13 protein-coding genes are annotated in these 19,008 nt (G+C 36.9%); 2 read left to right on the top strand and 11 right to left on the bottom strand.

The annotated features are described in order from the left end of the window. Nucleotides 1-3: 3 nt before the first annotated feature. From AAT17_RS08805 to AAT17_RS08785, 5 genes are read right to left on the bottom strand one after another with little or no spacing between them, the layout of a single operon-like run. Nucleotides 4-702 (bottom strand): cytochrome c, encoded by a 699-nt coding sequence (locus AAT17_RS08805; protein ID WP_060523680.1) that lies wholly within the window; start codon nt 700-702, stop codon nt 4-6. Continuing rightward, a complete protein-coding gene (locus AAT17_RS08800; RefSeq protein ID WP_042279511.1) occupies nt 702-1,238 on the bottom strand; it encodes a DUF3341 domain-containing protein in 537 nt (178 codons plus the stop codon). The genes AAT17_RS08805 and AAT17_RS08800 overlap by 1 nt, the downstream gene beginning before the upstream one ends. A 5-nt stretch (nt 1,239-1,243) precedes the next feature. Continuing rightward, nucleotides 1,244-2,680 (bottom strand): NrfD/PsrC family molybdoenzyme membrane anchor subunit, encoded by a 1,437-nt coding sequence (gene nrfD, locus AAT17_RS08795; protein WP_042279509.1) that lies wholly within the window; start codon nt 2,678-2,680, stop codon nt 1,244-1,246. A 27-nt stretch (nt 2,681-2,707) separates the two neighbouring features. Then, entirely contained in the window at nt 2,708-5,779 is a 3,072-nt protein-coding gene (locus tag AAT17_RS08790) for a TAT-variant-translocated molybdopterin oxidoreductase (RefSeq protein ID WP_060523678.1), read from the bottom strand. Between the two features lie 20 nt (nt 5,780-5,799). After that, nucleotides 5,800-7,059 (bottom strand): c-type cytochrome, encoded by a 1,260-nt coding sequence (locus AAT17_RS08785; protein WP_253279804.1) that lies wholly within the window; start codon nt 7,057-7,059, stop codon nt 5,800-5,802. Between the two features lie 267 nt (nt 7,060-7,326). Here AAT17_RS08785 and AAT17_RS08780 point away from each other — a divergent pair, with 267 nt between their 5' ends. Further along, on the top strand, nt 7,327-7,692 hold the full coding sequence (locus AAT17_RS08780) for an SPOR domain-containing protein (RefSeq protein WP_060523672.1): 366 nt from the start codon (nt 7,327-7,329) through the stop codon (nt 7,690-7,692). A gap of 152 nt (nt 7,693-7,844) precedes the next feature. On the opposite strand, the gene AAT17_RS08775 is transcribed toward AAT17_RS08780, so the two are convergent. The 3 genes from AAT17_RS08775 to AAT17_RS08765 form a co-directional block, all read right to left on the bottom strand. Further along, nucleotides 7,845-9,209: an OmpA family protein gene (locus tag AAT17_RS08775; RefSeq protein WP_060523670.1), complete on the bottom strand. Its 1,365-nt coding sequence runs from the start codon at nt 9,207-9,209 to the stop codon at nt 7,845-7,847. A 117-nt stretch (nt 9,210-9,326) separates the two neighbouring features. Beyond that, nucleotides 9,327-10,520 (bottom strand): glycine C-acetyltransferase, encoded by a 1,194-nt coding sequence (gene kbl, locus AAT17_RS08770; RefSeq protein ID WP_060523668.1) that lies wholly within the window; start codon nt 10,518-10,520, stop codon nt 9,327-9,329. A 33-nt stretch (nt 10,521-10,553) separates the two neighbouring features. Then, nucleotides 10,554-13,694: an exodeoxyribonuclease V subunit beta gene (locus tag AAT17_RS08765; RefSeq protein ID WP_060523666.1), complete on the bottom strand. Its 3,141-nt coding sequence runs from the start codon at nt 13,692-13,694 to the stop codon at nt 10,554-10,556. 150 nt (nt 13,695-13,844) lie between these two features. Here AAT17_RS08765 and AAT17_RS08760 point away from each other — a divergent pair, with 150 nt between their 5' ends. Beyond that, nucleotides 13,845-14,453 carry a superoxide dismutase gene (locus tag AAT17_RS08760; protein WP_042277203.1) on the top strand — a complete coding sequence of 203 codons (609 nt, stop codon included), beginning with the start codon at nt 13,845-13,847 and terminating at the stop codon, nt 14,451-14,453. Nucleotides 14,454-14,530: 77 nt separating this feature from the next. Here AAT17_RS08760 and AAT17_RS08755 read toward each other — a convergent pair whose 3' ends face one another. The 3 genes from AAT17_RS08755 to AAT17_RS08745 form a co-directional block, all read right to left on the bottom strand. Further along, nucleotides 14,531-16,429, bottom strand: coding sequence for an amidophosphoribosyltransferase (locus tag AAT17_RS08755; protein ID WP_060523664.1), 1,899 nt, complete (start codon nt 16,427-16,429; stop codon nt 14,531-14,533). A 66-nt stretch (nt 16,430-16,495) separates the two neighbouring features. Further along, a complete protein-coding gene (locus tag AAT17_RS08750) occupies nt 16,496-17,416 on the bottom strand; it encodes a PfkB family carbohydrate kinase (RefSeq protein WP_042277198.1) in 921 nt (306 codons plus the stop codon). A 68-nt stretch (nt 17,417-17,484) separates the two neighbouring features. Further along, nucleotides 17,485-19,005, bottom strand: a complete 1,521-nt coding sequence (locus AAT17_RS08745) for a GH3 auxin-responsive promoter family protein (RefSeq protein WP_060523662.1) — start codon at nt 19,003-19,005, stop codon at nt 17,485-17,487. Nucleotides 19,006-19,008: the final 3 nt, after the last annotated feature.

Below are 19,008 nucleotides of genomic sequence, written 5' to 3'. Positions count from 1 at the left end.
GCCTTACTCGCCTTCAGTTGTTGTTGAATTGTTATCAGTATCGTTAGAATCAGCTTGCTGAGTTTCATCAGCAGGTGCTTCCATAACAGGAGCCTTACCAGCATCATCTCCATTTACAAATTCTCTTTTTTCCTCACCTTTAAGATCACGAGTAAGTGCATCAACATGATGAGCGATTTGCCATCTTTCCTCAATCGAGGTCTGTGAAGCATAGGATCCCATAGTGTTTATACCATAATACATAACATGGTAAATAGAACCTTGAGTTATTTCTCTACTGTCATAACTAGGAACACCTAGGATCTTTTCATTCTTCACTAATATTCCTTTACCATTTCCACTTGTTCCGTGACATACAGCACAGTATATATCGTATAATTCTTTACCCTTTGCTAGGTTAGCCTCGGTATACGGTAATGGGTTATTTAGATTCGCTTTCGCGGAAGCGTAACCTTCATTATTATTTTCATAATCATAAGGCATCCAACCTCTAGAAATCGTTCCTTCAACAGGTTTTTGGGCCTCTACATTACCAGGAAAAATTTCAGCCTCTTGGTAAGTTTCATACCCAGCTGACCTGTACATGTTTGGGAAATACTGAACAGAACGATCTGTTTTAGTACTTGTTTCGTTATCATTCATACAAGAAACCATAACAAGTCCCAATGCTGCGTAAATGAATGTTTTAAAAATTCTATTCATTAGTGCTCTTCTTTGTCGATTACTTTAATTTCTGTTGCTCCAGTGTCATACATAAAACGAGACATTTCTTCAATATCACCTTTTACATCAACTTCCATAAGGAAATGATCATCTGTAGTTCTTACGTCTGGGTTTTCAGCCTTTTTAAATGGCCATAATCTACTTCTTAAGTAAAAAGTTATAACCATAAGGTGAGCTGCAAAAAATACCGTAAGTTCAAACATAATAGGTACAAATGCTGGCATATTTTCTAGATATGAAAAACTAGGTTTACCACCAATATTTTGTGGCCAGTCTTCTATCATAATATAGTTCATCATAGTAGTTGCTACCGCTAGACCTACTAATCCGTATAAGAATGCGTTAATCGCTAATCGCGTATCTGCTATTCCCATAGCTTTTTCAAGCCCGTGAACCGGAAAAGGAGTAAACACTTCCTCAATATGATAATGCTTTTCTCTTACTTGCTTAACTGCATTAAGCAAAACATCATCATCGGTATACATTACATGTAATTTCTTATTTGACGCTGCCATAATTATTATGCGTTAGGATGAGCTAAAGTGTCGCCAGAAGCATCACCGTGAGTTGTCGTTTGTTTGTTATCTCTAAGAGCTTTGTATTTACTACCACTTGCTTTAAGGATAGATTTTACCTCGGCCTGAGCTATTACTGGGAATGTTCTTGAGTACAATAAAAACAGTACAAAGAAGAATCCTATAGTACCGATGAAAATACCTGCATCAACAAATGTTGGTGAGAACATAGTCCATGATGAAGGTAAGTAGTCACGGTGTAGAGATGTAACAATAATCACAAAACGCTCAAACCACATCCCTATATTTACTACTATCGAGATAGCAAATGAGAAAAGAATACTAGTTCTTAACTTTTTGAACCACATAAACTGTGGAGAGAATACGTTACAAGTCATCATTGCCCAATAAGCCCATGCATACGGCCCTGTTGCTCTATTTAAGAAAGCATATTGTTCATACTCAACTCCTGAATACCAAGCGACGAATAACTCTGTTATATAAGCTACACCAACTATAGAACCTGTAATCATGATTACAATGTTCATAAGCTCAATGTGCTGTATTGTTATATAGTTTTCAAGATGGCAAACTTTTCTCATTACAATAAGAAGAGTATTTACCATAGCAAATCCAGAAAAGATCGCACCAGCAACAAAGTATGGAGGGAAGATAGTCGTGTGCCATCCTGGAATTACCGATGTAGCAAAGTCAAACGATACAATAGTGTGTACTGAAAGTACCAGCGGAGTCGCTAGACCAGCTAGCACTAACGATACTTCTTCAAATCGTTGCCAGTCCTTTGCTCTACCAGACCAACCAAATGATAGTAAACTGTATATTTTCTTATTGAAAGGAGTTATTGCTCTATCTCTAAGCATTGCAAAGTCAGGAAGTAAACCTGTCCACCAGAAAACTAATGAAACCGATAAATAAGTTGAAATTGCAAATACATCCCAAAGTAACGGAGAGTTAAAGTTAACCCATAAAGAACCAAATTGATTAGGAATAGGTAAAACCCAGTATGCTAACCATGGTCTACCCATGTGAATAATCGGGAATAAACCAGCTTGTATTACCGAGAATATCGTCATTGCCTCTGCAGAACGGTTAATCGCCATTCTCCATTTTTGACGGAATAATAAAAGTACCGCCGAAATCAAGGTACCTGCGTGACCAATACCTACCCACCAAACAAAGTTGGTGATATCCCATGCCCAACCAATAGTTTTATTTAGTCCCCATACACCGATACCAGTAGCAACCGTATATGTGATACAACCTAATCCGTAAAGGAAAGCAATAAGGGAAATGGTAAACACTAACCACCACTGCTTATTTGCGACACCTTCAACTGGTGCTGCAATGTCTCGAGTAACGTCGGTATAGGTTTTATCACCGGTTACTAGAGGTCTTCTTATGGGCGCTTCATAATGAGCCATACTATCTAGAATAAATTTCTTAGTTAATTATACGTTTCTCACTTTAACCTGATACATCACATTAGGTTCAGTTCCTACTTCTTCTAATAAGTGATACATACGGTCTTGTTGCTTTACTTTAAAGATCTCAGAATCCTTGTCATTGATATCTCCGAATGTAATGGCTCCATCAGAACAAGCATTTGAACATGCCGTAGCAAATTCACCATCTTTAACTGGTCTACCATCTTTCTTAGCCTCAAGGATTGTCATTTGAGTCATTTGTATACATAGAGAACACTTCTCCATTACACCACGAGATCTAACGGTTACATCTGGATTAATTACCATACGACCTAAATCATTATTCATGTGGTAATCAAATTCATCATTCCCATTGTATAAGAACCAGTTAAATCTACGTACTTTATATGGACAGTTGTTTGCACAGTATCTTGTTCCTACACAACGGTTGTATGCCATGTGGTTTTGACCTTGACGACCGTGAGAAGAAGCAGCCACAGGACAAACAGTTTCACAAGGTGCGTGATTACAGTGCTGACACATCACCGGCTGAAATGCTACTTGTGGATTGTCTGCTGGAATTTCTAATTCACCAAATCCTCCTAAAGAACCATTATCTCCAAATAAGCCTTCAAATCCGTCTTTTTTAGACTCATCACCTTCAAAGCTTTCAGTGGAAGAATAATATCTATCAATTCTTAACCAATGCATGTCACGAGATTTTCTAACCTCGGTTTTTCCTACAACTGGTACGTTATTTTCAGCATGACAAGCTATTACACATGCACCACAACCAGTACACGCATTTAAGTCAATAGACATATTAAAATGATGCCCTACTGATCTGTCAAAACTTTCCCATAAATCAACATCAGGAGACGTAACTGGTGTCTCGATATGATTTAACGAAACTTCTGGCATAGGATTAAACTCATCCTTGTTACCCGTTTTATAGGTAGCTAAATCTGTTTCCCTGATGATATCACGACCCATCATGGTGTTTTGTAATTGCGTACAAGCAAATTCATGAATACCATCAGCAAGAGCTACGCTAGCAGACTGCACGTTTAAGCCATCTTTATAAAATGGATAAGCGTTTACACCTGTTTGCATTTCCTCCTGTATAGCCTCTTTCTTACCGTAACCTAGAGCTACACCGATAGTTCCAGAAGCTTGACCTGGCTGGATAAGTGCTGGAAGCTTTTCAGTCTTTCCATTAACCGTTACATTAACATAACTACCATCGAGCGCACCATTTGCTACGTTATAGTTTTCTACACCCAATGATTCAGCATCTTTTTGAGAAATAGTAACGTAATTATCCCAAGTCGTACGAGTTATAGGATCAGGTAATTCTTGCAACCATGGATTATTTGCCATGGTTCCATCACCTAGACCAGCTTTTGTATATAAAACAAGTTCATAGTCACTAGGTTGTTTAGCCGCGCTTAACTTACTTAAAGCTGAAGCTGCGCTTACTGTAGAAGAAACTGGAGCATCAACTTCTCCTTCTTCTACAACAGGACCAGAATAAGCGTAAAAACCATCATGTAATGATTGGTTCCAACTAGCTCCATTTGTAGAAGCTGTTTCCTTCACTAAATCACTGTAACTACTCGTTGATCCAGCCCAAACAAGAAGAGAATCTTCCGCTTGTCTAGTATCAAACAATGTATTAATCGTAGGCTGTGTTAAATACACATACCCCTTTTTTATTTCAGTATCACCCCATGCTTCTAAGTAATGAGGAGTTGCTGCTACATAATCACTTTTAACAGCAGTAGCATCGGCACGTGTTGCTAATGATATCTTAGTAGATACTTTTGTTAACGCTTTCGCGAAAGCGTCATTATCATCATAACTATAAACAGGATCAACATCTGCAAATATTACAACACCCACTTGACCTGCATTCATTCTAGAAACCAAACCTTTAACAGCTTTTCTGTTTCCTTGACGCGTCATAATAGGCGCTTTAACATCTGCAATCGAACTTGCTAAAGCCTCATTTATCTCAAGCGTAAGAAGCTGTGCTTCCATACTAGGCAAACCACAAAGAACTACAGCTTTACTACCAGCTCTTTTTAAACTAATTGCAGCTTGCTCAACAGCCTTAGACAGCTTATCAGAAAGCTTTGGACTAGGTCCGCCAACAATCTTACTATACAAAGCAGCAATGATGTGCTTTTGTTCAGTTGGAGTTACAGGGAAACGTCTGTCAGCATTTGCTCCAGAAAGCGACATATTAGACTCAAACTGAATGTGCTGTGACATCTTACCGTTTTTAGGCACGCGTGACTGCCCATAGCCTTTATTAAAACCACCACCTTGCCAATCACCAACAAAATCTGCACCAACGGAAACTATAGAAACAGCATCGGTGAAATCATAATCAGTAAGCGCTCTTACGCCGTACTTTGCATTAAATGCATCTAGCGCTGCGTCCTCACTTACCGTATCATAAACGGTAATAGTTGCGGTAGGATAAGCTTCTTTAAACTTCGAAATCACTTTATTGTAAGTAGGACTTGCAAAAGTTCTAGACAAAATCGCAATCTCTTTACCAGCAACACCGGCTAATTTTTCTTTTACTTGACGATCAAGCTGAGACCACTCAACTTGCTCACCATTTGCAGTAGGATACTGCAACCTATTAGTATCATATAAAGAAAGAACAGAAGCATGAGCTCTAGCACTAGCACTACCACGGAAGGCAGCATCTTTATTATTTTCAACTTTAATAGGACGTCCTTCCCTAGTCTTAATTAAAATACTTGCAAAGTCGTAACCGTTTGCTATGGTTGTTGCATAATAATTAGCCATACCAGGAATAATCCTTTCAGGCTGATTTACGTATGGTACCGAATTAATTACAGGACCTTCACATGCAGCAAGTGACGCTGCTGCTGTACTAAAACCAACATACTTTAAAAAGTCACGTCTAGAAGTACTTGAAGACTCCATAGCCTCATCATTACCTAAGAACTCATCTGTAGGTATCGGACTAGCGAATTCGTTTTGCTCTAAGCTTTGGATAATTTCATTATCATCCTGAAGCTGTGCTGTACTTTTCCAATATTTCTTTGTAGTAGCCATATATCTCTATAACTATTTTATTAATAGTGGCATTTACCACATTCAAGCCCACCAAGATCAGCGATAGTCAATTGACGTCCACCTCTTTTCTCAGACAACTCTTTATGAATTTGCTCGTAGTATCCATTTCCTTTAAGATCTACGTTTGTTTCTCTGTGACAGTTAATACACCATCCCATAGTTAATGGAGAATACTGATACATAACTTCCATTTCCTCTACAGGACCGTGACAAGTTTGACATTCTATCTTACCTGCCGTAACGTGTTGCGCATGGTTGAAATAAGCAAGATCTGGAAGATTGTGTATTCTTACCCAACGCACTGGCTCACCTTCACCTGCATACTTCATTTCATCTGGATTCCAACCAGTTGCCTTGTACAGCTTCTGAATTTCTTTATTGTAATCAATACCATACTCATTCATACCTTCTTGATACGTTTCTTCAGAAACCTCGGCAATAGACTTGTGACAATTCATACAAACGTTCAATGAAGGAATACCTGAATGCTTTGATTCTCTTGCACTAGAGTGACAATACTTACAATCTATTTGATTTGTTCCTGCGTGAATTCTATGCGAATAATGAATAGGTTGAACTGGCGCATAACCTTGATCAACACCAACACTCATCATTGCTCCATATACAAAATATAGACTTGCAAACAATAAAACAATTGATGTAACAAGAACTAAGAATTGATTTTCAACGAAAGCTTTCCAAATAGGCTTTCTATCCAATTCTTCCTCATCAACGATTTCTGTCTGGATACCATTAGCTTCAGCAAAACGCTTAAGCGTTTTGTTTACCACTACAAGCAACACTACTAACAACAATAACACTATAGCTAAAGCAGCCAATATGATATTGTTTGTCATGGAATTATCACCACCTGTTACCGCACCACCTTGCTGAGCACCTGCCACAGCACCAGCGGCTTTTTCTGGCTTTGGAGTATCTGTATAAGCAAGAATATTATCTATATCCTGAGTAGAAAGACCAGGAAAAGCATTCATATTTTGTTGTCCCCACTCGTTGTAAAGCGCAACCGCTTGTGGATCACCACTAGCTATAAGCCCTGCAGAGTTGTTTATCCATTTATACAACCACTCTCTGTCATACTTTTCAGAAACACCGTTAAGCGCAGGACCTACTGCTTTTTTGTACAGCTTGTGACATGCAGCACAATTAGCATTAAAAAGCTCTTTACCCTTGGCCGCATCTGCTCCACTAGCCTGAGCTGCTGCCGGTTCACCTGCACTTGCGTCATCTTGAGCCATCGCTGTTGTTGAGAACAACACAATTGCGAGGGCTAGGACAAATCGCCATGCAGAAAAATGCAATTTTTTGTTTATCATTTCGTTATTGATTATTACAATAAATTTGGCATAATTATTTCAGTTATTCACTGAATTTAAGCTCCTGCAAAAATAGGTTATAAAAGGTTTATTTTTGCATGAGTGAAATTGACTAAAATAATTTATAATCTGTCTAAATAAAGATATCAATAGAATCTATATCCCTTTATTTACTAAGTACTGGTCGAAATGAAAAAATTAATCTTACCAATTGTTTTTATAGCATTTAGTATAAACTCAATTGCACAAAACAACACACAAGTAGAAGAAACTACTGTGAATGAATTATTTGCAAAAAAAGTAGCCCTAGAAAAGGATGGTAAATTTAAGGACAGATTTACTATACAACTTATCTACGGAGGTCGAGAAGTAGCTACAAAAACCAAGGCTAAATACGATAATTTAAATCTTTCTTGGCCCAGTGAATTAAAATGGGAATCACCTAATCATAAAGTTTGGATTGGCAAATTCAGAAATCGACTGGAAGCAGATCGTGCACTTATAGAAATTCGTGAGCACTTCCCAGATGCCTTTATACTTAAACCTCAGAGTTAACATTATTTAATTGAATGTATTAATGCCAGATCTCATTTTATTGATTCTGGCATTTTTTTTATGCTTTCGCGAAAGCGTAGATAAAGAAGTCACAATAAAAAAGCCACCTTAATAAGGTGGCTTTATATTATTAGGATGTAATATTTATTACATTACTTTTTCAAGTTGATCTCAACACGACGGTTTTGAGCTCTACCAGCTTTTGTATTGTTTGAAGCAATTGGTTTAGTTTCACCGTAACCCATTGCACTCAATCTAAATTCTTGGATACCGTTTTGCACTAAGTATTCTTTAACAGAAAGCGCTCTGTCATTCGACAATCTTTGATTAAAGCTATCAGAACCTCTACTATCAGTATGACCATCGATAGAGAATTTTGCATCTGGATATTTCTTTAAGATTGAGATAATGTCTGCTAGTACTTCTTCAGATTGCTTTTTGATAGAAGCTTTAGCCGTATCAAAAAGAATAGTCTTAGCATATTCATTTAATTGTGCTTGCTCTTGTTGAGTAGGTACCGCAGGCTTAGGACAACCTTGCATTTCCTTAACACCTGGAGTTTTAGGACACTTATCTTCAGAATCTTTTATACCATCTCCATCAGTATCAGGGCATCCGTTGAATGCAGCAAGACCTTTTACATTTGGACAATCATCTGCGCTATCTTTAATACCATCTCCATCAGCATCAGGACAACCCATTAAAGCTACAAGACCTGCAGTTTCAGGACATTGATCGTCTTTGTCAAGAACACCATCTCCATCAGTATCAGGACATCCTTGATTTTCCGCTGGTCCAGCATTATTAGGACAAACATCTTCACTGTCTTGGATACCATCACCGTCAGAATCTGGACAACCCATGAACTCTTCTAATCCTGGAGTTTCTGGACACTTATCATTATTATCAGTTATACCATCTCCATCTGTATCAACAGCACCCCAGATGAATTTCACACCAGCAGAGTGTTGCCAGTGTTTAGGAAGACCATCTTCAAACGAATGCTTATAGATAGTATTAACATTGAATAGAACATTTTCCATCAATTTAATATCAAATCCGGCTGTACCGTTAAATGTTCCAAACCCATCTTCTTCTAACCATTGGTATGAACCACCTACTCCTAAATAAGGGTTGAAAACATCAGATCCATTCCATATCTCACGTAAGTTGTAGCGTAAACCACCATCAAGAGCTACATATGATAACTCTTCAATTTTAGTATCACCTGCTTGATCTATCCTGTTTAAAGAGAAAGCTCCAGTAGCGACAATACCATCACCTACATAGTATCCTAATTCAAAACGACTAGGTGCAGGCATAAGATTATAATGATCTACATTAAAAAACTGATCAAAATAATCTCCTAGACCTTGATCTTTTTCTCCTACAGGATACAAATCGATAGCATTTACTCCTATAGAGAAAGACCATCTATTTGAGGCATCCTGAGCGTTTACAAACGCCGCAGAAACTAAGGCAGCTCCTACAACAACATATTTTAGTATTTTCTTCATGTTGGGGTTATTATTAAATTATTTATGGACAAAATTAACGGCTTACTCACTTTTTACAAGTTTTTTCCGATATATTTTACACAAATTCAGACTTTTTGTCAAAATTTTAATGTTTAATTATATAATACCTAACTCTTTACCGACTTTTTCAAAGGCTTTAAGAGCTTTATCTAGGTGAATTTGATCATGAGCTGCACTTAACTGTACTCTTATTCGTGCTTTTTCTTTTGGAACTACAGGATAAAAGAACCCTATTACATAGATACCTTCTTTTAATAGTGCATCAGCCATATTTTGTGAAAGTTGTGCATCGTATAACATAACCGGAACAATTGCACTATCTCCATCTATTATATCAAAACCTAAATCTTGGAGACCTTTCTTGAAATAAGCTGTATTGCTTTGTACTTTATCTATTAAAGCAGTACTAGAGTCTATTAACTCCAAAGCTTTAATACTTGCTCCCACAATTGATGGTGCTAATGAATTACTGAATAGATACGGTCTAGATCGCTGTCTAAGGATTTCAATTATTTCCTTTTTGGCACAAGTATATCCACCCATAGCACCACCTAAAGCTTTTCCTAAGGTTCCTGTAATAATATCAACGCGACCTAAAACACCTTTTGCCTCAAGCGTACCTCTTCCTGTATCACCCAAGAATCCAGCTGCGTGACACTCATCAACCATGACAAGAGCATCGTATTTATCAGCTAAATCACAAATTTCATCCAGAGGAGCTAGCAATCCATCCATCGAAAAAACACCATCTGTTACAATTACCTTAAAACGAGCCCCATCTTCATTTGCTTTTATCAGTTGTTTTTCAAGATCTGACATATCACCACTGGCGTACCTATACCTACCTGCTTTACACAATCTAACACCATCAATTATAGATGCATGATTTAAGGAATCAGAAATAATTGCATCCTCTTTTGTGAGTAGAGGTTCAAAAACACCACCATTGGCGTCAAAACAAGCCGCATACAATATAGTATCTTCTGCTCCATAAAAATCTGCTAACTTCTGTTCCAGTTCTTTATGAATATCTTGAGTTCCACATATAAATCTTACTGAGCTCATTCCAAACCCGTGAGAATCCAATGATTTTTTTGCTGCCTCAACCACTTCGGGATGAGATGACAATCCCAAATAGTTATTGGCGCAGAAGTTAATCACCTCACTACCGTCATTCAATGTTATTACCGCATCTTGAGGAGAAGTTATTATACGTTCTCTTTTATATAATCCAGCCTCTTTAATTTCGGCGATTTCTTTTTGTAAATGTTCTTTAATTGATCCGTACATAAACTTAATTTTACAACAAAGATAAGACCTAGCTTACCATCTAATAATGGTCATCGTATCTAAATAAACCAAAACCTTGCTGGAAACTAAATATCCCATATTATCGTAAAGAATACCATAATGGTCTACCTGTTCTTTGTGTGAAACATCTGGTTTTCCTGTTTTGTAATCTATAATAGTAACCTCATCTTTATAAATTACCACTCTATCGGGTATAAATTTGAAACCATTTTTATCAATAATCGGCCTTTCTATCAACACCTTGAACTTATTATTAAAATAGTCTTTCATTTCGTCATGAGCTATGAGTTTTTCGCAAGTTGAGCTCAATTCTAGCTTTTCATCCTTGGAAAGCGTAGTAGACTGATGAATTAGTTCTTTAACATTACTTAGGTCTTCTTGAGTTATTAATTTTTCTAGATAATGATGAATCAAGTTTCCTCTTTCGATGGAAATATCTTTACCAGTTGACCACAACTGCCCTTTTCTAGTGCTTATTTGAATACCAGAATGATTGCTATTTGAATGAAATTGATCCAAATACATAGGTATATCAAGTGCATGACTAGTGGAGAGCTTCTCATCCTGACCTAGCGCATAACTAGTAAAGTTTTCAAACTCCTTACTGGATAACAACATTGAATCATTAACATATTGTTCCAAAAATTCAAACATAGTATCCTTTTTACTATAAGGCTTCTGCGTATTAATATACAGTCGTTCTACCGACCTAGTAAAGGCAACATACCAAACATTAATGTTATCAAGCTTTTCTTGTTCTAGACTGCGTTCATATAGTTTTGGAACAGGATCAGGATACTGCTTACATTCTTCTTTCATAGACAACAACAAATATTCAAATCCTTCAAAATCATTTGGGTCGACTTGTAACCACTCACTAGTTCTTTTAAGATCGTTGTATTTGGTATCACAACCAGCCACAATTACAACAGGAAATTCAAGACCTTTAGATTTATGAATCGTCATAACTTGAATAGCTCCAGTCGTATCGCTACCAGATAAGCTCAGCTTATTTTCAATAGTGGTCCAATGCTGCAACAAGCCTGTAAGACCAGTTTGATTTTGACTTGAAAATTCGAACACCATTTCCAAAAATTGTGAAAGCCTAGCATCTAGCTTTTGCATGATTGCTGTACATTCTACCAACCATTGAACAAAACTATACAAAGAGCGCCTACTTAATTCATCCCTTAATGAAGGCTGGTCAAATAACTCCTGAAAAATTGATTCTTGTGATTTATTCATTAAAGAATTAATGAAATCATGTCTATTCTCAGCCCCTGAATTTAAACTGTGCTCTAGCAGAAAATTATACTTAAGCTCTGGTTGATCACTAGCTATATAATTTAATAGCGCAACTAAGTAAGCAACCTTTGGAGAGTGACCAACCAGCATACTTTCGGCTGATACAACTCGCTCACCGTTCAATTCTAAAAATCGAGCTATTTCACTTGCCAAAGAATTATTGCGAACCAGGATACAAATTTCATCATTCAAATATCCCGCTGTCCTAGCGTGTTTAATTTGTTCTAGCACATGATAACTACTAGCCTTACTAACTTCTAGAATAAGCTTTTCTGGGTCCAGATAATCCAAATAATCATCCTTAAGAATATCTATTTGAACATAACCACCTGGGTTGTTAGAAGTTTTTTGTTTCAGGTAATTTCTATAAAGTTCATTGTAAACAGGACTTTGAAGTTTATTACCCAAAAACGTAAAGAAATTATTATTGAAATTTACAATCTCATCATAACTACGCCAGTTAAATTCTAAAGGTTCCTTATTAACTCCAGTAAAAAATAATTCCTGCGAGCTCATCAATTCCAAAAATTGATTCACGTCACCACCACGCCATCTATAAATGGCTTGCTTTGCATCACCTACTAACATTAATGTACCACCTTGTTCATCTACAGACATACTTTGAACAGCATGAGCAATAAGCGGTTGCATGTTTTGCCATTGCATCACACTAGTATCTTGAAATTCATCAATGAAATAATGACGGTACTTCTCACCTAGCCTCTCATAAATAAAAGGAGCCGGCTCATCCTTAATTTGTTCACGCAATAAGGTATTAAACTCATAAATAGGAAGCAGCCTTTCTTTATCCTTGATTTTTTCTATCTCCTTAGCAATCACACCTAATAAGGACAATGGCACAAGACTATTGTAAATATTATTTAATAAGAGCAATTGTTGCATACTGCTCTTGTAAACCGGTATATAATCATCAATAAGTTTTATGAACGAGTCTGTCAACTCAATTCTTGTTGACTTTGGTAGTAAATTACTTTCATTTGCATTGAGCAGTCTAGGAAATAGTTTCAAATCCCAGTTACCATCACTTAATTTTTGAATTTGCCCAATTGCTCCAGTCGATTTATACGAAAAATCGTTAATCGCCCATCCCATTTTCAATCGTTGAGAATCAATTTCAATGGCTCCATCGGTGATTGATTGACGTAAGGAGTGAATTTTCTTTTTTACGCTTTCGCGAAAGCGTACAAACTCACTAATATCCTTGTTTTTTAAATCCTTCAAATACCGGTAGTTATTTTCAGAACCTATACGTTTAGCCATTTTTTGTAAATCAATAGCTATATTCCAACTGCGATCATTATCTATTTTTTCAAGAGCGTATTCTACTAATATATCAGTAAGTTGTTTATCGTTACCTGCTCTATCGATGACCTGATTAACCGCTTTCTCAATTAATTCATCTGTGTCAAGTGCTACCTGAAATCCATCAGGCAACTTCATATCTTTTGAAAACGTGCGCAACAACCTATGATTAAATGTATCAATAGTAACTACATCAAAAGCGGCATAATCATGTAGTAAATATTGAAGCACTCTATGAGATTTATCTTTAAGTTGCTGTTCACTCAATCCTGATTGTGATTGAACATGTTGGGCAATAGGCACAATTTTATCGCTCCATTCTGCTTGCCCTAATTCTTTAAGATATTCTAGGATTCTAGTCTTCATTTCGGCCACAGCTTTATTAGTAAAGGTGACAGCAAGGATGTAGCGGTATCCTCGATTTGTTTTTTGTGAAAGCAACTTGGTTAAGAAATCTCTGGCAAGCGTATATGTTTTACCTGATCCTGCACTAGCGCTATATATGGTGGTAGGTTGTTGCGTCATAATTCAAAAATAAGAAAGTTAATCACCGCTTTGATATGATTATGAAATAGTTGTCACTGTTTAGGGAATTTATAACAATAAATACTTTAACACTTAGGCTATTGTGTTTAACTTTAGCACTTTAAACATTAACACTAAAAATTACACGATATGTCATTTGAACTACCAAATTTACCATATGCACACGATGCACTAGAACCACACATTGATGCAAGAACCATGGAGATTCACCATGGAAAGCACCACGCAGGTTACACCTCAAAATTGAATAATGCCGTTGAAGGAACTGATTTAGAAGGAAAATCTATCGAGAACATTCTTTCAAATCTAGACATGAGCAATACAGCTGTTAGAAATAACGGTGGTGGTTTTTATAATCACAGACTTTTTTGGGAAGTAATGTCTCCTAATGGTGGTGGAAATCCTGATGGAGAACTAGCAACAGCCATCAACGAATCTTTTGGATCATTTGAAGATTTTAAAAATAAATTTAGTGATGCTGCCAAAGGACAATTCGGTTCTGGATGGGCATGGCTTTGTGTTCATGAAGGTGGAAAGTTAGAAGTATGTGGTACACCTAACCAGGACAATCCATTGATGCCAGAGGTAGGATGTGGAGGAACTCCAATTTTAGGTCTAGATGTATGGGAACACGCATACTACCTAAATTACCAAAACCGCAGACCTGATTATGTTGAAGCTTTCTTCAATGTGATTAATTGGACTGAGGTATCAAAACGATATGCTGAAGGTAAGTAATCACTTAACCGCTTAATTAAAAAGCCTTAACATTCATAAAATGTTAAGGCTTTATTTTTTATCTAAAACGAGTGCTATTAATAAGCTCTTTCTTTATTCCCTTCAAAGAAATTAATAAAGGCTCTATTAACTACACGATTTCCTCCTGGTGTAGGATAATTACCTGTAAAATACCAGTCACCTAAATTTTTAGGACAAGCTTTATGCAAATCGTCCACTTTTTGATAGATAATTTTTACCTCGGCATTTAAATCTTCATCGGAAAGTAGAACGGCAATTTTATTTGAGATCTCTTCATCGGTAAATGGATCGTAAAATTCTTTTACGTAATTGACTACATCAATATCTTCAAAATTGACTTGAGTAAGACATTTTTCATAAATATCTTCAACCATTTGATACGTACCTCTTTCCTTGTGTAATTCTAATGCAGCTCTAAATGCTACCAAATCCTCTAGTCTGGCCATGTCAATTCCATAACAATCAGGATAACGAATTTGTGGCGCACTAGACACGACAACTATACGTTTAGGCTGTAATCGATCCATCATTTTAAGAATGGACTTTTTCAATGTGGTTCCTCTTACAATTGAATCATCTATAATCACAAGATTATCATCTTGTTTAACCACACCATAAGTAACATCGTAAACGTGTGCCACGAGGTCGTCCCTAGAACTATCTTCAGTTATAAAAGTACGCAGCTTGGCATCCTTTATAGCTATTTTTTCAGTTCTCAGCTTTCGCGAAAGCGTGCTTTCAACCTGCTCACGAGTTAATTGACCGTTACCAGCAAGAATAGCATCGGTCTTTTGTTGATCAAGTGCTGCATGCGCGGCTTCAACCATACCGTAGAAAGAAGTCTCTGCAGTGTTTGGTATAAAGGAAAAAACAGAGTTTTCAATATCGTGATCTATGCTATCCATTATTCTAGGAAACAATAATCTTCCTAACTCTTTGCGTTCTTTATAAATCTCGGCATCACTACCTCGTGAGAAGTATATGCGCTCAAAGGAACATGCTTTTCTTTCTAACGGCTCTTTTATTTGTTCAATACTCACACGACCATCTTTTTTTATAATGATGGCGTTACCTGGTTCTAATTCTTGAACTTGTTCAAAAGGAGCATTAAAGGCTGTTTGAATTACTGGTCTTTCACTGGCTATTGCTATCACCTCATCATCTTGATAGTAATAAGCAGGACGTATTCCTGCTGGGTCACGCAGCAAGAAGGCATCACCATGCCCCATTAAACCACCCATTGCGTAACCACCATCCCAATCTCGAGCACTTTTACGCAATATTTTTGCAACATCTAGTTCCTCGGCAATTTTTGGACTGGCTTCTACTTTTGAATATCCTTCGTTTTTAAACTTCTTATAGAGTTTACGAACTTGTCTATCTTGAAAATGTCCTACTTTTTCCATTACGGTGATCGTATCTGCTAGATCTTTAGGATGCTGTCCAAGAGAAACTAATTTATCGAATAACTGTTTAACATTTGTCATGTTAAAGTTACCAGCCATAATAAGATTACGGTGCATCCAGTTATTTTGTCTAAGGAATGGATGAACACTTTCAATACTGTTTTTACCAAAAGTCCCGTATCTCACGTGACCTATCATCACTTCACCTAAATAAGGTATTTGAGATTTTTGAGCAGCGACGTCTTCTCTAATTTCTGGACTGTTATACAATTCAGTATTAATACGATCGTTAATTTGACCAAAAATATCTTGAATAGGTTGTGGTTGATTACTGCGGACTCTCGAAATATATCGCTGCCCAGGATCCACATCAAGTTTAATACTCGCAAAACCAGCTCCATCTTGTCCACGATTGTGCTGCTTTTCCATCATAAGGTACATTTTATTTATTCCATAAAATGCTGTACCGTATTTTTCTTTGTAGTATTCTAGTGGTTTAAGTAGTCTAATTAGTGCTATACCACACTCGTGTTTTAACGCGTCGCTCATGAGGGAATTCTAAAAGGTAAAAGTAGTAAAAATGCCCGCGTTTAGGCGGGCATTTTTCATTCATATTTAAGCTTTCATTTCAAATTTTGTAAGCGCCTGAAATTGTTTTAAGCGCGTTTCAATTTCGTCATTGGTAATGGACTGCATGCGTTCTGTACCAAATCGCTCTACACAAAAGGAAGCAAAATTTGATCCGTATATAATAGCACGCTTCATGTTTTCAAAACTGTAGTCACCGCTTGCAGCTAGGAAACCAGCAAATCCACCAGCAAATGTATCTCCGGCACCAGTAGGATCAAATACTTCTTCTAATGGTAAGGCTGGAGCAAAGAAAATATCTCCATCATGGAATAATAGCGCTCCATGCTCTCCTTTTTTAATCACTACATACTTAGGACCCATTTCGTGGATCTTTTTTGCAGCATTTACAAGTGAGTACTCTCCAGATAATTGTCTAGCTTCTTCATCATTAATAGTAATTACATCTACTCGTTCAATTACTTTTTTAAGTAGTTCTAATTCTATATCCATCCAGAAGTTCATGGTATCTAAAATTACCAATTGAGCATTTGGAGTTTGGTCTAGCACACCCATTTGAACTGCTGGGTGTAGGTTTCCTAACATCACAACCTCGGCATCCTTATATTCTTCAGGAACTATAGGGTTAAAATCTGCTAGTACATTTAGTTCAGTAACTAGTGTATCTCTAGAGTTCATATCGTTGTGGTAACGACCTGACCAAAAGAATGTTTTTCCATCTTCTACTACCTCGATACCGTCGATATTCATACCGCGGTTTTTCATCATCTCTAGATATTCCTGAGGAAAATCACCACCTACAACGCTTACTAGAGCAACATCGGTGTTAAAATGAGAAGCACTTAATCCAATAAAAGTAGCTGCTCCACCTAAAATTTTATCTGTTTTACCAAATGGTGTTTCAATAGCGTCAAAAGCTACTGTTCCTACCACAACCAGTTTACTCATCTTCTTAATTTTGGTGCAAAAATACGTTATTATAATCTTCTAATTGCACCCATTAACTTTTTGTAGAATTAAAGAGAGTTATGGATTTTTAAAAGTTCTTCCATGTACTCACGGCTGTTGCTTAATCTAGGAATTTTATGCTGTCCGCCTAGCTTGTTTTTATCCTTCAACCAGTTATAAAATGTATTTTCTTTTGCATGGTGAATTCTAGGTGCGGTTAAGGTTGTATTGTTGTATCGTTTTGCCTCGTAATCGGTATTTACTTTTTGTAGATTTTCATCTAGCGCTTTCGCGAAAGCGAGCTCATCAACCGGTGCTGTATTAAATTCTATCATCCATTCATGCGCTCCCTTTTCCTTGCCATGCATAAAAACCGGAGCAACCGTATATTCCTTTATAGCACAAGGCACGCTAATCATTGTATTTTTAAGAGCTTCTTCAGCATTTTCAATAATTAGTTCTTCACCAAAAACATTTATGTGATGCTTAGTTCTTCCTGTTACTTTAATGCGGTATGGAGAAGTACTAGTAAAACGCACTGTGTCGCCAATTTTATAACGCCACAATCCTGCATTGGTGGTTATAATAACTGCATAATTTTTACCTAACTCGACCTGGTTAAGAGGTATTATCTCTTCATCGGGTGTGCCGTAATTATCCATAGGGATAAACTCATAGAAAATTCCATAATCCAACATGAGCAGTAATTCTTTACTATCGTTTTTATCTTGAATGGCAAAGAATCCTTCACTGGCATTGTAAATTTCATAGTACTTTACTCGATCGCTAGGAAGTAATTTCCTGTATTCTTCTATGTATGGATCAAAACTAACGCCGCCATGAAAGAACACTTCCATATCAGGCCACACCTGAAGAATGTTGTCCTTTCCTGTTGTCTCTAATACTTTGTTTAATAAAACCATCATCCAGCTGGGTACTCCTGCTAGACTGGTAACTCTCTCTTTTACAGTTTCATTTACAATAGCAGGTAGTTTTGTCTCCCAATCGGCAAGTAAAGCTGTTTCGTTGCCTGGAGTACTGCTGTAATCGGCCCAAAAAGGCATGTTATCAATTAATATACTGCTCAAATCGCCTGCAGCAGTGCCAGCCTTTTTATCTAGTTTTTTACTACCACCTAGTCTTAACCCTTTCCCTGTAAACAGTTTTGATTCTGGATTATTATTAAGATACATGCACAGTAAATCTTTGGCAGCGGCATAATGACAATCCTCTAGCGACTCTTGACTTACAGGAATAAATTTGCTACGAGCACTCGTGGTTCCACTACTCATTGCAAACCACTTGATATCTGTAGGCCAAAATATATTATTCTCTCCTGATTTACAGCGCTCAATATCGGCTTGAACATCACTATACTCCACAACTGGCATGATAGCAGCAAAATCTTTATAGGACTTAATATCTTTAAACCCATATTTTTTACCATACTCTGTATTACGTGCAAAATAAATAAGGTCTTGCAACACATTATCTTGCAGCTCTTGAGGATGCTTAATAAACAACTCCATATCATGAATGCGTTTCTTAAGAAACCAGCTTACGACAGAATTAAGTATTGTGTTACCCATTTG

This window comes from Nonlabens sp. MIC269 (assembly GCF_001430865.1).
Taxonomy (GTDB): domain Bacteria; phylum Bacteroidota; class Bacteroidia; order Flavobacteriales; family Flavobacteriaceae; genus Nonlabens; species Nonlabens tegetincola.
The sequence above is the reverse complement of the archived record's forward strand: the minus strand, read 5'-3'. Positions and strand labels throughout refer to the sequence as shown.

Bases quoted from the DNA above. Each gene is read 5' to 3' on its own strand.
- AAT17_RS08765 (WP_060523666.1), bottom strand. From the start codon at position 13,694: ATGACGCAACAACCTACCACCATATATAGCGCTAGTGCAGGATCAGGT.
- AAT17_RS08780 (WP_060523672.1), top strand. From the start codon at position 7,327: ATGAAAAAATTAATCTTACCAATTGTTTTTATAGCATTTAGTATAAAC.
- AAT17_RS08800 (WP_042279511.1), bottom strand. From the start codon at position 1,238: ATGGCAGCGTCAAATAAGAAATTACATGTAATGTATACCGATGATGAT.
- AAT17_RS08745 (WP_060523662.1), bottom strand. From the start codon at position 19,005: ATGGGTAACACAATACTTAATTCTGTCGTAAGCTGGTTTCTTAAGAAA.
- AAT17_RS08805 (WP_060523680.1), bottom strand. From the start codon at position 702: ATGAATAGAATTTTTAAAACATTCATTTACGCAGCATTGGGACTTGTT.
- AAT17_RS08750 (WP_042277198.1), bottom strand. From the start codon at position 17,416: ATGAGTAAACTGGTTGTGGTAGGAACAGTAGCTTTTGACGCTATTGAA.
- AAT17_RS08790 (WP_060523678.1), bottom strand. From the start codon at position 5,779: ATGGCTACTACAAAGAAATATTGGAAAAGTACAGCACAGCTTCAGGAT.
- kbl (WP_060523668.1), bottom strand. From the start codon at position 10,520: ATGTACGGATCAATTAAAGAACATTTACAAAAAGAAATCGCCGAAATT.
- AAT17_RS08785 (WP_253279804.1), bottom strand. From the start codon at position 7,059: ATGGCTCAAGATGACGCAAGTGCAGGTGAACCGGCAGCAGCTCAGGCT.
- nrfD (WP_042279509.1), bottom strand. From the start codon at position 2,680: ATGGCTCATTATGAAGCGCCCATAAGAAGACCTCTAGTAACCGGTGAT.
- AAT17_RS08760 (WP_042277203.1), top strand. From the start codon at position 13,845: ATGTCATTTGAACTACCAAATTTACCATATGCACACGATGCACTAGAA.
- AAT17_RS08755 (WP_060523664.1), bottom strand. From the start codon at position 16,429: ATGAGCGACGCGTTAAAACACGAGTGTGGTATAGCACTAATTAGACTA.
- AAT17_RS08775 (WP_060523670.1), bottom strand. From the start codon at position 9,209: ATGAAGAAAATACTAAAATATGTTGTTGTAGGAGCTGCCTTAGTTTCT.